This is a genomic window from Streptomyces sp. NPDC057694 (genome assembly GCF_042799415.1).
Classification (GTDB): Bacteria; Actinomycetota; Actinomycetes; order Streptomycetales; family Streptomycetaceae; genus Streptomyces.
This window is the reverse complement of sequence record NZ_JBHVIX010000041.1, coordinates 15,613-28,697: the sequence shown is the minus strand read 5'-3', so window position 1 is coordinate 28,697 and position 13,085 is coordinate 15,613. Positions and strand designations below refer to the sequence as shown.

The following is a 13,085-nucleotide window of genomic DNA, read 5'->3' as shown; positions in this document are numbered from 1 at the left end:
CCGCTTTCTCATGCGAGTTGACCGGCGTGAGGCGCTTCTCGGCAGGTCAGGGCGTGTGCGCCGGCAGGGCGGGCGTGGCGATGATCTGTTTGCCGGGACGGTCTCCAGGCCGTGCCTTCCCAGGAGCCGGGCCAGGGGCTCGACACCGCCGGGTGACGCACCTCATACGGCTCAACTGACGCGCGCGTACAACCCTTTCACCTCATCGCCGATCAAGACTGTGCGGCCGTTGTGGCCGTGCGTGATCCGGGTCCTGTCGTCCGCGACCTGCGTCCGCCCGTCGTTCAGTCGATATCGGAGCCGTCTCATGTCCCAGCACTCGCGCACCAAGATGACGTCCGGCAAGAAGGTGACCCTGGGCGTCGGCGCGCTGGCCGCCTCCGGGCTCGCCGTCGGTCTGCTCGTCACCCCGTCCGCGTCGGCGGGCGGGACCAGTGCGGCCGACGCGCTGAAGGAGAGCAAGGCGGCGGCCGCCGACGCGTCGGCGGCGAAGAAGGCCGCCGCGCCCAAGGCCCGCGTCGCGCGCGCCGCCGACTCCGCCGTCGTCTCCGGCGTCAGCGTCGACGGCGGCAACAGCGCCCGCGTCGGGACGACGAACACGCAGACGATCACCGTGAAGTGGACGATCAGCGGCGGGTCGACGCTCTACGGCAGCAACGCGTCGCTCTGGCGCGGGACCGACCTCGACACCGGGGCGGAGCAGTTCTTGACCTCCGAGGAGTTCAACGCGGGCGCCGACATGTGCGTTCAGTCCGGCGACGCCAAGTACAGCTGCACGGCCACCTACAAGATCGACCCCCAGAGCTACCTGACGAACGAGGACGCCGGCGCCTGGAAGATCTCCCTCTGGGCGGTCACCGACGCGGTCACCGACGTGGACACCGACAACGCCCTGACCTGGTACCTCAAGCGCTGGTCCCGGCTGAGCAACAACGCGGCCCCCGAGCCCATCGCCAAGGGCAAGAAGATCACCATCACCGGCAAGCTGGAGCGCGCCAACTGGGACACCCACAAGTACGCGGGCTACACCCAGCAGACCGTCCGCCTCCAGGAGCGTTCGCTGACCGGCTCGTACGCCACCACCAGCAGCCACATCACCGGCACCGGCAGCCAGGCGGGCGTCGAGAAGCAGACCCGCACCGCCACCACCGACCGCTGCTACCGCTACAAGTTCGAGGGCACCTCGACCACGCCGCCGGTCACCGCCACCGGTGACTGCGTGGACGTGCGCTGATCCCTGCCTGACCTGGAGGGGCCGGGGCGGCTGTCAGGAGTACGCGTGACGCGGGTCGTACGGGGCCCGGCTGCGGGGCGGGGTTCCGGGGATCTCCGCGCGCATCGCCGTGCGGATCCGGTCCGCGCGGGCACGGACCGTGTCGGCGGTGAGGGCCGGTGGGAGCGCGGGGTTCGCCGGGGGGTGGGTCGTGCCCCGGCACATGCCGCAGCGGCCCCCTCGGATGTCCTCCGGGCGGCCCGGGTCCCCGCACGTCGTGCACTCCACGACGCGCAGCGGCGGGCGCGGGGCCGGTTCCGGCGGGAGTTTCGACGTCAGGCGGCTGCGGACCAGTGCCGCCGGGCTGTGGACCGGGGTGGGCAGGCCCGTCGTCAGGGCGTGGAGGACCGTCGACTCGTCGGCGCCCCGCGCGAACCAGGCCTCCGTCAGCGGCGCGAGCGTCGTGCACTCCGTCGCCGACAGCGCCAGCGTCGGCGCCGTCCGGCCCAGCGCCGCCAGCAGGATGTACGCCCTGTTGCGGGTGGGGCCTTCGCCCCGTGCGCACGGAGGTTCGTCCTCCGGCACGTCTCCGCGCAGGAACTTCGTCCACCAGGCATCGTCCCGCGCCGTCCGCGAGAACCACGTACGCGTCACCCAGCGCGCGCTCCCCGAGCCCACCACGTGTTCCCTGCCGCGCCTCAAGTGGCCTGCTGCCTGAAGGTTGTTCAGCGCTGTGCGCATCGCCTGTTGGCCGTACGGGAGACAGGACGCGAGCAGCTTCACCGAGATGTCCGCGCCGTCGTGCAGGCGGTCGATGAACCCGGCGATGTGCGCTTCGCGGGGCGGGAGGTGGGTGAAGTCGGCGCTTGTGCGCGGGGCTTGGTCCGGTGCCGAGCGTTTGCCGTAGCCGGGGCGGGCGGCGGGATGCGCGGGCATGTCGGCAGCACTAAAGTAGGCGTCAGCCATGGATCGACTCATTTCGATCTCGATGGATAGGCCCTCGTTCGGTGTTGGCGCACCGACGGGGGCCGTTCGTTATTCGGGCACGCTAGAGCGTCGTCACCCTGCGTGGCAAGTCGGTGCCGGAAAGTGTCGGGATTTCCAACTCGCAGGGCGGGAGGGTGGGTTGAGACCCACCTCCCCATCCCTAAAAGCGCAGCTCGGGGCTCGGGGCTTGAGCTTCGGGCGCTGCGTCAGCCGTTCCGGCGCAGGTCGTCGATGAACGCCGTCCAGGCTGCCGCCCGGAGGACGAGCTTCGGGCCGGAGGGGTTCTTCGAGTCGCGGACCGGGATCAGTCCAGGGTGGTCGTGGCTGACCTCCAGGCAGTTGCCGCCTTCGCCCCCGCTGTAAGAGGACTTGTGCCACGTGGCCGAGGTCAGGTCAGGCTTGGTGGTCGCGATCTTCATGTGCGTAATCCTCTGCCACTGACGAGATCAGGGCCAGGGAATGTGTGGGGGTGAGTGCGTTGGCCCTGAGCAGATCGTAGGACAGCTGGTGGCGGGCGACCGTTGCGGGATCGTCCATCAACTGCCCGGTGCTGGGTGCCTCGATGAAGGCGAGTGGGGGTGCGTCGTCGAAGTGCATGAGCTTGAGTGAGCCGGTCATGGAGGCGTGTGCCCCCGCCGTGAAGGGCAGCACCTGCACGATTACGCGGCGGGTGCGTGCCAGGGCGGCCACATGACGCAGGGCCTCGGCCATCACTGCTGGGCTGCCGACTTCCCGGCGTAGAGCCGCCTCGTCCAAAACCGCCCACAACAACGGCCTTGTTGGGTCGTCGAGGAGCTGGGCACGCTCTGTCCGGTCGGCCACCAGCTTGTCGATTGTCTTTTCTTGGGCGGTGGGCTGATAGGCCAGAAAGACGGCTCGGGCGTAGGCGGGGGTCTGGAGCAGGCCGGGGATCAGCTGTGACTCGTACTCCCTGATCTCGATGGCCAGCGCCTCCGCCTCGGCGGCCTCGGCGAAGTGTTCCGGGTGCTTCGACTTGTTGGCCTTCGTGCAGTGCCGGACGAAGAAGCCGCCGGTCTCCAGGATCTCGTCGAGGCGGACGGCCATGTCGGGCAGGATGCGTCGCGTCCCGGCTTCCATCTGGCCGACGTACGAACCGCTGACGAACAGCTGCACGCCCAGGGCCTGTTGGGTGAGGGGCGCTCTTTCGCGGGCGTGGCGGAGTTCTTCGCCGATCATGACGCGGCGCGACGAGGGGTCGAGGTCCTTCGGTCCGGACATGTGCATCAACTCCCGCTTGCAGCAATGCCCTTTGTTGGGCCGGCGCTCTGGAAAGCGTAGAGCCGATGCGGTCACGCTGGGTGAGGAATGCGGAACACTCGGTGGAAGAAGGGTGCTGGTCGGGATGGTCGTGCGGGACGCGGAGCGGATTCGGGTGGGCGAGGAGGTCATCGCGCAACTCAGGGCGGAGCTGCTGGCGTTGGGGGTGCTGCTGCCGTCGGCGCGGGTGGATTCGGTGTCGGCGGCGAGCGAGGCGCCGTATCCGCTGGTGGACCTGGGGTGCGTGAACCTGGATACGGCGATGCGGCTGGCGGCCGTACTGCACGGGGCGCGAGGGTGAGCGCGGTCGGGGAGTACGTGATCGACGTACGGGACGGGCGCGTCGGGCAGGTCATGGGGCACGAGTGCGGATACGTGCAGCTCAGGCCGCCGGGCGGGGGAGTCGAGTGGGACTGCCCGCCGGAGGCCGTGGCGCCCGCGCCGGTGTCGGAGGAACTGCGGGCGCGCGTGCGGGAGGTCAACCGGGAGGGGCGGATGCCCTAGGGTCCGGGACCTGATGGCCGCCCCGGCGGGACACGGTCCCGCCGGGGCGGCGGGTCAGTACGCGGCGAGCCGGTCCACCAGCAGATCCACCCTCGACTCGGCGTCCCCCGGCGGGAGCCGGCCCGCGCGGGTCAGGGTGGCGAGGCCGTGCAGGGCGGCCCAGAACGTCTCGGTGAACAGGCCCGGGTGGACGCCGTCCCCCGCGACCTCGCCCAGACTCTCCACCAGCGCGGCGAAGGCGTCCTTCAGCGGTTCCGGAGTGTCCTCCTGCGCGTACGGCAGACCGCCGTCGAGCTGGAAGATCGCGTCGTAGACCGCCGGGTTGCCCTCGGCGAAGTCGAGGTAGGCGTGGGCGAGCGCGGCGACGCGGGCGCGCGGGCCGTCCGCCTCGGCGGTCGCGGTCCGCAGCGCCGCGGCCAGCGCGGAGGCGCCCTCCAGGGCCACCGCGCCGATGATCTCGCGCTTGCCGCGGAAGTGGCTGTAGAGGACGGGCTGGCTGTACTCGATGCTCTCGGCGAGCCGGCGGGTGGTGACCGCGTCCCAGCCCTGCCGCTCGGCGAGTTCGCGGGCCGTCTTCACGATGAGGCGCTCGCGGGCCGCCCTCTCGCGCTCCTTGCGTTCCTGTACCGACATGATTCGATCCTAGCACCGCTAGACAACGGAGCGGCAGTAGGTCTAGCGTTGCGTCATCGTCTAGCAGCGCTAGATCCCAGGAGGGGTCATCATGCTCAATGCACTCGAGGTCGTCACCATCGTGGTTGTCGGCGTGATGGTGGGGGTGGAGTTCTCCGTCCCCTTCTTCAGCAACCCGGTCCTCAACGCACTCCCCGGCGACAACGGCCTGCGCGCCCGCGTCCACGGGGCTCGATTGGGCGGCGCCGTGATGCCGTTCTGGTACATCGGCTCGCTCGTCCTCGTCGGGGTCTGGGCCGTCGCCGGATGGGGCGACGACGGCACCGGCCTCGTCGTGACCGCCGCCGCGCTGCTGATCGTCAGCGTGCTCATGTCGATCCTGGTGCTCGTCCCGATCAACAACCGGGTCAAGACGTGGACCGCCGGCAGCCGGCCGGCCGACTGGAAGGAGCAGATGAACCGCTGGGACCGCTGGCACTACGTCCGCGTCGCCGTCATCGTCGCCGCCTTCGCCCTGCTGGTCACGGCCCTCGTCTGACGCACGATCCCCCTTCCAGGCTCAAGGTTCGCAAGGAGAAGAAGCATGTCGCTGAAGAAGATCAACACCGTTCTCGCCGCCGCCTTCATCCTCTTCATCCTGTGGTTCGGGACGGAGTTCATCCTGAATCCGGCGGCCACGGCGCCGGGCTACGGCCTGCCGCACGTGCCGTCGGGCGACGGCGGTGGCTTCCTGGTCGTCAAAGGGATACGCGATGTCGTCATGGCGCTGGTCCTGGCCGTGCTGCTGGTGACGGGGCATCGCCGGGCCCTGGGCTGGGCGTTGACGGTGGAGGCGCTCGCCGCGTACGGGGACATGGCCAATGTGCTGGGCCACCACGGTTCCGTGGGCGCCGCGCTCGGTGTGCACTGCCTGACGGCGACACTGATGGTGGTCAACGGGCTGCTGTTCCTGCGGGAGACCCGCGAGGTCGCTGCGCGGGGCGGGGTCCGTCCCGATGGGCGGCAGCGGGCCCTCGTCTAGGGCCTGTCTTCAAACTCCCCTCGTCGCCCGGAGGGCGGCCCCGCGGCGTCTGGTGCGTGCTCTCGGTGCGCCGGGTGCACGGCCTCGTACTGGACGTACTTGGCCTTGTGCCCGGTGCGGCGAGAGTGCGTGCCAGGCGTCGCGGGGCAGAGGGGAGTTTGAAGACAGGCCCTAGACGCCCTGTGTCTTGCGGGCCCGGTACCCGGCCATCTTGGACCGGGCCCCGCACGCGTCCATCGAGCACCAGCGGCGGCGGCCCGGGCGGCTGACGTCGACGAAGAGCAGGGTGCAGTCGGGTGCGGCGCACTCGCGGATGCGGTGGCTGTGGGGGCCGGTGAGCAGGTCGACGCCGTCGCGGGCGATCAGGGTCAACAGGTCGCCGGTGAGGTGGAGTTGGGGGCGGCGCAGGACCGGGGCGTCGTTCGGGCCCGTGGCGATGCGGGGGCCCGGCAGGGAGCGGGCCGACCAGGTGCTGATGGTGTCGAGGTCGTCCGGGTCGGGCTTCGCCGCGTGCAGGAACGTACGGTGCAGGGCTTCTCGCAGGTGGTGGGCCTGGGTGAGGGCGCGGGGGGTCGCGTCGGGGAGCGGGGCGTCGGAGAGGTGTGCGGCGCGGGACCAGTGGGAGAGGTCGGTGGGGGTGCGCAGCTGTTCTACGGCGGAGGGGCCGTGGCCGGTCAGGGTGGCCGTGAAGTCGACCGAGATCCTTCCGCCGTACCAGCGGAAGGGTGCGGGGTCGGTACGGGTGTCCGCCATGCCGGGCACGCTAGCAGTCTTCGCCTGCGGGTCGGTGGGGCTTCTGTTGGGCCGTCGTCGGGTGCCGGCCGGTGGGGGCTGGTCGCGCAGTTCCCCGCGCCCCTGGAGCGTGCGCTTCGCGCTGCTCTTCCCGTTGTTGGGCGCGGGCCGGTGGCCGCTTCTCGCGCAGTTCCCCGCGCCCCTGAAGCGAGCTTCGCTCGCCCAGGGGCGCGGGGAACTGCGCGACCAGCCACACTCAGCGTGCAGACGCGAACTCGGATGGGGTGGGGGCCAGGGGTTCCGGGGTGGCTGTGTCCGTGTTCAGGTCCAGGAGCATTTGCTTGCTGAAGCCGAAGAAGTACGTGGCCACGAAGCCGACGACGTAGCCGATCAGGAGGCCGCCGAGGTAGATCAGGGCCGTGGAGCCCCAGCCGTGGTTGCCGTCCAGGAGGGGGAACAGGGCCCAGCCGGACGGGCCGATGGCCGTCGAGCCGACCTTGTCGCCGAGCATCGAGAACAGGCCGACGAACGCGCCGCCCGCCGCCCCGCCCACGCACGCCGTGATGAACGGACGGCCCAGGGGGAGCGAGACACCGTAGATCAGGGGCTCGCCCACGCCCAGGAAGCCCGCGGGGAGCGCCGACTTGATGGTCTTGCGGATCGACGCGTTGTGCTTGAGGCGCTTGAACACCGCGATCGCACAGCCGACCTGGCCCGCGCCCGCCATCGCCAGGATGGGGAGCAGGACCGTGTAGCCCTGCTGCTCGATGAGGGTGGTGTGGATGGGGATGAGGGCCTGGTGCAGGCCCAGCATGACCAGCGGGAGGAACAGACCGCCGAGGACCAGGCCCGCGAAGGCGCCGGTGTTGTCCAGCAGCCAGTTCGCCGCCGTACCGATCCCGGTGGACACCTCACCGGCCACGTACATCAGGCCGAAGATCGTGACCAGGCCGGAGATGAGGACCGTGAGGGTGGGGGTGACCAGGACGTCGACCGCCTCCGGGACCCACTTGCGGCACCACTTCTCCACGTACACGGCGAGGACCGCCGCGCCCAGCGCGCCGAGCACACCGCCCTGGCCGGGGGAGAGCTTCTGGCCGAACGCCTCGATGTTGGCGACGCCCGCGTACACGATGATCGCCGCGACCGCGCCGCCCAGGATCGGGGTGCCGCCGAACTCCTTCGCCGTGTTGTAGCCGACGAACACCGCGATCAGCGACATGAAGCCGGAGGCGATGGCGGCGAGGGCGGGGGTGACGGAGGGCAGCCACTCCAGGTTGATGAGCAGGCCGTTGATGCCCGCGACGATGCCGCAGCCGATCAGGGCCGGGATCAGCGGCACGAAGATGTTGGCGATCTTGCGCAGGAACAGCTTGAACGGGGTGGCGTTCTTCGCCTTCCGCGCTGCCCGCATCTCGGCGCCCTGGGCGGCCAGTTCGTCGGCCGTCGCCGGGTGCGGAGCGGAGGCCGACGCGGGTGCGGCTGCCTTGCCCTCCTCGACGAGCGCCTCGAACTCGGGGGTGACCCGGGCGACCTTTCCGGGGCCGAGGACGATCTGGTACGTCTCGTCCTCGACCACGCCCATGACATCGGGCAGCGCCTTCAGCGCCTCGTCCTGGACCAGCGAACGGTCGGCCAGACCCAGCCGGAGCCGGGTCATGCAGTGGACTACCGAGGTGACGTTCTCTGCGCCGCCGACGAGCGGGAGGATCGAGGCCGCCACGTCGCGGTTCTTGTTCTCAGCCATGGTGCGTGCTGCCTTGCTGTGCGGGTGGTGCTGGGGATGTACGGGGGGTCAGGTGGTGCTCGGGGCCGCGGCGAGCGCGTCGCGCAGGTGGCCCTTGGAGTCGGTCAGGAGACGGGCCGCCGTCGGGCCGTCGACCTCGCCGAGGACGACGAGGATCGCGTTCTTCACCTCGCCGTCGGTGGCGGCGAGCGCCGCCTCGATGACGGCGTCCTCGGCGCCCGTGGCCAGCGAGACGATGCGGCGGGAGCGGGCCCGCAGCTTCTCGTTCGACGCGCGTACGTCGACCATGAGGTTTCCGTACGTCTTGCCGAGCCGGATCATGGTGATCGTCGACAGCATGTTCAGTACGAGCTTCTGGGCCGTGCCCGCCTTCAGGCGGGTCGAGCCGGTGAGCAGCTCGGGGCCGACGACGACCTCGATGCCGTGGTCGGCGGCCGCCGCGAGGGCGCTGTCCGCGTTGCAGGACAGGCCGATGGTGAGGGCGCCGTAGCGGGCCCTCGCGTGCTCGACCGCGCCGATCGCGTACGGGGTGCGGCCCGAGGCGGAGATGCCGACGACGACGTCGTTCTCCGTCAGGTTCAGGGCGTCGAGGTCCTCGGCGGCCAGTTCCTTGGAGTCCTCGGCGCCTTCGACCGCGGTGACCATCGCGGAGGGGCCGCCCGCGATCAGGCCGACGACCTCGGCCGGGTCGGTGTTGAAGGTGGGCGGGCACTCGGACGCGTCCAGGACACCGAGACGGCCTGCCGTGCCGGCGCCCGCGTAGATCAGGCGGCCGCCGCGGGACATGCGGGCGGCGGTGCCGTCGATCGCGGCCGCGATCTGGGGGAGTTGGGCCGCTACGGCGGTGGGGACCGTGGCGTCCTCGCCGTTCATGATGCGGGCGATTTCCTGGGTGGGGAGCTGGTCGATCTCGGCGAGTTCCGGGCGGAAGGCTTCGGTGGTGAGGGTGGCCAGCTGGGCGCGGAGTTCTGTGTACGTGGCGTCGGTGGACATCGTCGTCTCGGGGGCTTTCTGTGCGGGTGCGGTGGCGTCTGCCTGGTGCTGTCTCGTCGCGGCTCACGGCGGGTGGGGGGCTGGTCGCGCAGTTCCCCGCGCCCCTGGGAGCGTCGCCGGGTGCGGGCCGGTGGCCGCTTCTCGCGCAGTTCCCCGCGCCCCTGAGATGCGCACTTCGTGCGGCATCTCATCGGGGGAAGGCGCGCGAAGCGCGGCCTTCAGGGGCGCGGGGAACTGCGCGAGAAGCCCCACCGGGCCGCGGACGGGTACGGGTGTCATGATCTGCCGCCTCGGGGAGCGGCTCGGTGGCGGTGGGCCAGGGCCTCGTAGGAGGCGGAGAGGGCCGGGGCGGCCGTTTCGTAGTTGCGTTGGGCCACGCCCACGAAGAGGCAGTCGACCACCAAGAGCTGGCTGGTCCGGGAGGACATCGCGGCGGGGCGGAGTTCGCTCTCGCGGGCGATCGAGGTGGTCAGGATGTGGTCCGCGTACTGGGAGACCGGGGCGTCCGGGCGGCCCGTGATCGCGATCGTCGTGGCGCCGTGCTCGAAGGCGACCCGGAGAGGCTCGATGACGTCGCTGGTGGCGCCGGAGTGGGTGATGGCGACGGCCACGTCTCCGGAGCGCAGGCTCACCGCGTTGGTGACGGCGAGGTGCGGGTCCGAGTGCGCGTACGCGACGTGGCCGATGCGCAGCAGCTTCTGCGCCAGGTCCTGGGCGACAAGCCCCGACGCGGCCATGCCGTAGATCTCGACGCGCCCCGCAGCCGCGAGCGCGCCCACGGCGGCGCCGAGCTGCACGGTGTCGAGCCCGGCGGCGGTGTCGGCGAGGGTCTGCTGCTCGTCGTAGGCCAGCTTCGCGACCACGTCGGCGATCGGGTCGTCGACCGCGATGTCGGCGGTGACGGCGGGCGCCCGGCCCGACTGCTGCTGGGCGGCGAGCCCGGCGAGGGCCAGGCGCAGATCGCGGTAGCCGGGATAGCCGAGGATGCGGGCCGTGCGGACCACCGTCGCCTCGCTCGTGCCGGTGAGCTCGGCGAGGCCGGTGACGGTCAGGGCGGCGCAGCCGGCGGGGTCACCGGCGACGGCCTCCGCGACCCGCTGCATGGATCGCGTCATCGACGGCGCCAGCGTGCGCACCTTGGCCGCGAGGGCGGCAGGGGCGGGCGGCGCGTCGTTCGCGAAACTTTCCTTCACGTCATTGCTCACATATTGAAAGATATTTTCGGGACGGGTGAGGGTCAAGGGGCGAAGGACCGGGACCTGCGTCACATCCCCGCCGGGTGCGACGGCCGCGCGGGACAATGGGGGGATGAACACCATCAGCCCCTTGGAACAGGCCCTGCACGCGGCCCGCGCGCTGATCCTCGCGGACCTGAAGGCCGTCGACGTCGCCGACGCCGACGTGGTCTCACTGGTCGAGGACTCGATCACGCAGCGCCGCTGGTGGGTGGAGCAGTGGCCGGAGGGCGTCGAGTTCGTCACCGGTCTCGTGGCGCAGGACGTACAGGACGGCATCCTGGAGCGGCACGGCCGCTGGCCGGTGTGCCCGGTGTGCGGTCCGGGCTCGGGCAGCGACGGCCCGCACGCGCTCGACGTCGAGCCGGAGCTGGGCGCCGACCCGCACTGGGTGTGCTCGGAGGCCGGGGTCGTCGTCGCGCCCGTCGGCTCGCTCGGAGCCGTGGCCGGGTGACCGTCTACATCGACCCGCCGACCTGGCCCGGCCACGGCCGCTTGTGGTCACATCTCGTGAGCGACGTGTCGTTCGACGAACTGCACGTGTTCGCCGGTGAGTTGGGGGTGCCGGAGCGCGCCTTCGAGCGCGACCACTACGACATCCCGGCGCACCGCTACGAGGACGCGGTGCGGGCCGGTGCCGTGACGATCGGCTCGAAGGAACTGGTGCGCAGGCTCACGGACGCGGGGCTGCGGCGTCCGAAGGGGCGGCCTGCGGCGTAGCGGCGCTGCCCGCGGCCGTGCTGCCCGTGGCCGTGCTGTTGGCGGCCGTGCTGCCGGTGACGATCCGGGACGGCGCGGTGCGCCGGTGCAGCCGCAGCGACACCGCCGTCAGGGCCAGCGCGAGCACCGTCATCGCGGCGCCCGCCCAGGCGACCGCCGGATAGCCGAGGTCGGCGTCGATGACCGTGCCGCCGAGCCAGGGGCCGCCCGTGTTGCCGAGGTTGAACGCGGCCGTCGTGGTGGCGCCCGCCAGGGTGGGGGCCGCGCCCGCCACGTTGAACATCCGGGCGTTGAGCGCCGGGGCCGTGTAGAACGCCGACAGGCCGAGCAGGAACGCCAGGACCACCGCCGCGATCTCCACGTGCCCGAGCAGGGCCAGCGCGGTGAGGAACACGGTGGACAGCGCGGTGCCGGTCAGCAGCACCCCGAAGAGGTGCGCGTCCGCGACCCGGCCGCCGACCGTCGTGCCGACCAGCGCGCCGACGCCGAACAGCGCGAGCACCGCCGGGACCCAGCCCTCGTCCAGGCCCGCCACGTCCGTCAGGAACGGGGACAGGTAGCTGAACGCGCAGAAGACACCGCCCGCCGCCAGCGCCGTGACCGCGATCGACAGCCACACCTGCCGGTCCGCGTAGATCGACAACTCGCGCTTCAGGCGCGGGCGTTCGGCCGGGCGCGGGATGTGCGGGACGAGCGTGACGATGCCGACCAGCGCGATCGCCGAGGCCGCGCCGACCGCCCAGAACGCGGAGCGCCAGCCGAGCCCGTCGCCCAGGAAGGCGCCGGCCGGGACGCCCAGCACGTTCGCGATCGACAGGCCGCCGATCATCACCGCCATGGCGCGGGCCCGCTGGTTCATGGGCACCATCGCGATGGCGACGGCCGCGCCGACCGCCCAGAATCCGGCGCAGGCCAGCGCGGAGACGACGCGGGACGCGAAGAGGATGCCGTACGTGGGGGCGAGGGCGCCCGCGATCTGGCCCAGGCCGAAGGTCGTGATCAGGGCGATGAGGGTGGTGCGGCGGGGCAGGCGCAGGGTCGCCACCGCGAGCAGCGGGGCGCCGACCACCATTCCTATCGCGAACGCCGAGATCAGCAGGCCCGCCTGCGGGATCGTGACGTTCATGTCGTCCGCCACGGCCGGGAGCAGGCCGGAGAGCATGAACTCGCTCGTGCCGAGAGCGAAGACGCTCAGGCCGAGTATGTAGACGGCCAGGGGCATCTTGGTGGTGGCGGCGGTGGTCGTCGTGGGGTGGGTGGAATTTGGCGGCATGTACGGGGCAACCGGGGGTGCCGGGGGTGGCATTCCCGGCTGCCCGGTTCGGTTTGATCGCCACTTTCCCGCCGTGGGGCTTCTCGCGCAGTTCCCCGCGCCCCTAAAGGGGCGCCAGTAGGTCCAGCTCTGTTGTCAGGTTGTCCCGGGCCGGAGCTGTCCAGTGCTGTTTGCCGTACGGGGTTCTGAAGAGCTCTGGCAGATCCAGGAGTTGGCGGAGGATTGTTGCTCGGCCCTCTCTGAACGCCTCGTCGGGGACGAAGGCGTACTCCTTGCGGACCGCCCTCGTGTAGGCCGCGTACGTTTCCGGGGCCGCCGCCAGGATCGCCAGGTCGGCGTCGCAGAGGGTTTCGCCGTCGGTGTCGGCCTCGGCCGGGTCGTGGGTGATCGTGAGGCGGACCAGGCGGGCCACCTCGGCCACCTTCGGCTCCGGCAGGCCGGCCTCGGTGAGGGCGCGCTCGGCGAGGGCGGCCGAGCGCTCCTCGTTCTCGGAGCGGTCCGGGCGGTACACCGCGTCGTGGAACCACGCCGCGAGCCGCACCAGCTCGGCGTCCGCCGCGTGCTCCGCCAGTACGTCGACGTGGTCGAGGACCGCGGTGAGGTGGGCCTGCGTGTGGTAGCTGCGGTGGGGTTCCGACCAGCGGGCGAGGAGGTTGTCGGCGTACGGGTACGGGTCGATGCCCGGGTTCTCCGTGGTCGCCCGCAGTGTGCGGGCCCAGCGCTCGCGCAGGTGCTCGGTCATGCGGCGA

General features: G+C 71.3%; 17 protein-coding genes. 7 read left to right on the top strand and 10 right to left on the bottom strand.

Going from position 1 to position 13,085, the window contains the following annotated elements; genetic code table 11:
- Nucleotides 1–307: 307 nt before the first annotated feature.
- Nucleotides 308–1,234, top strand: a complete 927-nt coding sequence (locus tag ACFVDP_RS42175) for a calcium-binding protein (RefSeq protein WP_383502664.1) — start codon at nt 308–310, stop codon at nt 1,232–1,234.
- Nucleotides 1,235–1,267: 33 nt separating this feature from the next.
- Here the strand turns inward: ACFVDP_RS42175 and ACFVDP_RS42170 are convergent, their stop codons facing one another.
- The 3 genes from ACFVDP_RS42170 to ACFVDP_RS42160 form a co-directional block, all read right to left on the bottom strand.
- Nucleotides 1,268–2,179, bottom strand: a complete 912-nt coding sequence (locus tag ACFVDP_RS42170) for a hypothetical protein (protein WP_383502661.1) — start codon at nt 2,177–2,179, stop codon at nt 1,268–1,270.
- 227 nt (nt 2,180–2,406) lie between these two features.
- On the bottom strand, nt 2,407–2,619 hold the full coding sequence (locus tag ACFVDP_RS42165) for a DUF397 domain-containing protein (protein ID WP_383502659.1): 213 nt from the start codon (nt 2,617–2,619) through the stop codon (nt 2,407–2,409).
- Complete coding sequence (locus tag ACFVDP_RS42160; RefSeq protein ID WP_383502656.1) at nt 2,594–3,439, bottom strand: helix-turn-helix domain-containing protein; 846 nt, start codon at nt 3,437–3,439, stop codon at nt 2,594–2,596. The genes ACFVDP_RS42165 and ACFVDP_RS42160 overlap by 26 nt, the downstream gene beginning before the upstream one ends.
- On the opposite strand from ACFVDP_RS42160, the gene ACFVDP_RS42155 reads away from it, so the two are divergent.
- Nucleotides 3,438–3,779 (top strand): hypothetical protein, encoded by a 342-nt coding sequence (locus ACFVDP_RS42155; protein WP_383502653.1) that lies wholly within the window; start codon nt 3,438–3,440, stop codon nt 3,777–3,779. The genes ACFVDP_RS42160 and ACFVDP_RS42155 overlap by 2 nt on opposite strands.
- Nucleotides 3,776–3,982 carry a hypothetical protein gene (locus ACFVDP_RS42150; protein WP_383502650.1) on the top strand — a complete coding sequence of 69 codons (207 nt, stop codon included), beginning with the start codon at nt 3,776–3,778 and terminating at the stop codon, nt 3,980–3,982. The genes ACFVDP_RS42155 and ACFVDP_RS42150 overlap by 4 nt, the downstream gene beginning before the upstream one ends.
- Before the next feature lie 54 nt (nt 3,983–4,036).
- On the opposite strand, the gene ACFVDP_RS42145 is transcribed toward ACFVDP_RS42150, so the two are convergent.
- A complete protein-coding gene (locus tag ACFVDP_RS42145) occupies nt 4,037–4,615 on the bottom strand; it encodes a TetR/AcrR family transcriptional regulator (RefSeq protein ID WP_383502647.1) in 579 nt (192 codons plus the stop codon).
- A gap of 91 nt (nt 4,616–4,706) precedes the next feature.
- Here ACFVDP_RS42145 and ACFVDP_RS42140 point away from each other — a divergent pair, with 91 nt between their 5' ends.
- The gene (locus tag ACFVDP_RS42140; RefSeq protein WP_383502645.1) at nt 4,707–5,153 is read left to right on the top strand and encodes an anthrone oxygenase family protein; all 447 of its coding nucleotides are present in this window, start codon (nt 4,707–4,709) and stop codon (nt 5,151–5,153) included.
- 45 nt (nt 5,154–5,198) lie between these two features.
- Complete coding sequence (locus ACFVDP_RS42135) at nt 5,199–5,636, top strand: DUF4267 domain-containing protein (protein WP_383502642.1); 438 nt, start codon at nt 5,199–5,201, stop codon at nt 5,634–5,636.
- 171 nt (nt 5,637–5,807) lie between these two features.
- Here ACFVDP_RS42135 and ACFVDP_RS42130 read toward each other — a convergent pair whose 3' ends face one another.
- The 4 genes from ACFVDP_RS42130 to ACFVDP_RS42115 all read right to left on the bottom strand — a co-directional run bounded on the left by ACFVDP_RS42130 (nt 5,808) and on the right by ACFVDP_RS42115 (nt 10,313).
- The gene (locus ACFVDP_RS42130) at nt 5,808–6,389 is read right to left on the bottom strand and encodes a CGNR zinc finger domain-containing protein (protein ID WP_383502639.1); all 582 of its coding nucleotides are present in this window, start codon (nt 6,387–6,389) and stop codon (nt 5,808–5,810) included.
- 235 nt (nt 6,390–6,624) lie between these two features.
- On the bottom strand, nt 6,625–8,115 hold the full coding sequence (locus ACFVDP_RS42125) for a PTS transporter subunit EIIC (protein ID WP_383502636.1): 1,491 nt from the start codon (nt 8,113–8,115) through the stop codon (nt 6,625–6,627).
- Between the two features lie 48 nt (nt 8,116–8,163).
- Nucleotides 8,164–9,108, bottom strand: a complete 945-nt coding sequence (gene murQ, locus ACFVDP_RS42120) for an N-acetylmuramic acid 6-phosphate etherase (protein WP_383502633.1) — start codon at nt 9,106–9,108, stop codon at nt 8,164–8,166.
- Nucleotides 9,109–9,383: 275 nt separating this feature from the next.
- Nucleotides 9,384–10,313, bottom strand: a complete 930-nt coding sequence (locus ACFVDP_RS42115; protein WP_383502630.1) for a MurR/RpiR family transcriptional regulator — start codon at nt 10,311–10,313, stop codon at nt 9,384–9,386.
- A 103-nt stretch (nt 10,314–10,416) separates the two neighbouring features.
- Here ACFVDP_RS42115 and ACFVDP_RS42110 point away from each other — a divergent pair, with 103 nt between their 5' ends.
- Nucleotides 10,417–10,797: a hypothetical protein gene (locus tag ACFVDP_RS42110; protein ID WP_383502627.1), complete on the top strand. Its 381-nt coding sequence runs from the start codon at nt 10,417–10,419 to the stop codon at nt 10,795–10,797.
- Nucleotides 10,794–11,063, top strand: coding sequence for a DUF4031 domain-containing protein (locus ACFVDP_RS42105; protein ID WP_383502624.1), 270 nt, complete (start codon nt 10,794–10,796; stop codon nt 11,061–11,063). The genes ACFVDP_RS42110 and ACFVDP_RS42105 overlap by 4 nt, the downstream gene beginning before the upstream one ends.
- Here the strand turns inward: ACFVDP_RS42105 and ACFVDP_RS42100 are convergent.
- Both ACFVDP_RS42100 and ACFVDP_RS42095 read right to left on the bottom strand, forming a co-directional pair.
- Nucleotides 11,017–12,285 (bottom strand): Cmx/CmrA family chloramphenicol efflux MFS transporter, encoded by a 1,269-nt coding sequence (locus ACFVDP_RS42100; RefSeq protein WP_383502719.1) that lies wholly within the window; start codon nt 12,283–12,285, stop codon nt 11,017–11,019. The genes ACFVDP_RS42105 and ACFVDP_RS42100 overlap by 47 nt on opposite strands.
- A gap of 154 nt (nt 12,286–12,439) precedes the next feature.
- Complete coding sequence (locus tag ACFVDP_RS42095; protein ID WP_383502621.1) at nt 12,440–13,078, bottom strand: hypothetical protein; 639 nt, start codon at nt 13,076–13,078, stop codon at nt 12,440–12,442.
- Nucleotides 13,079–13,085: the final 7 nt, after the last annotated feature.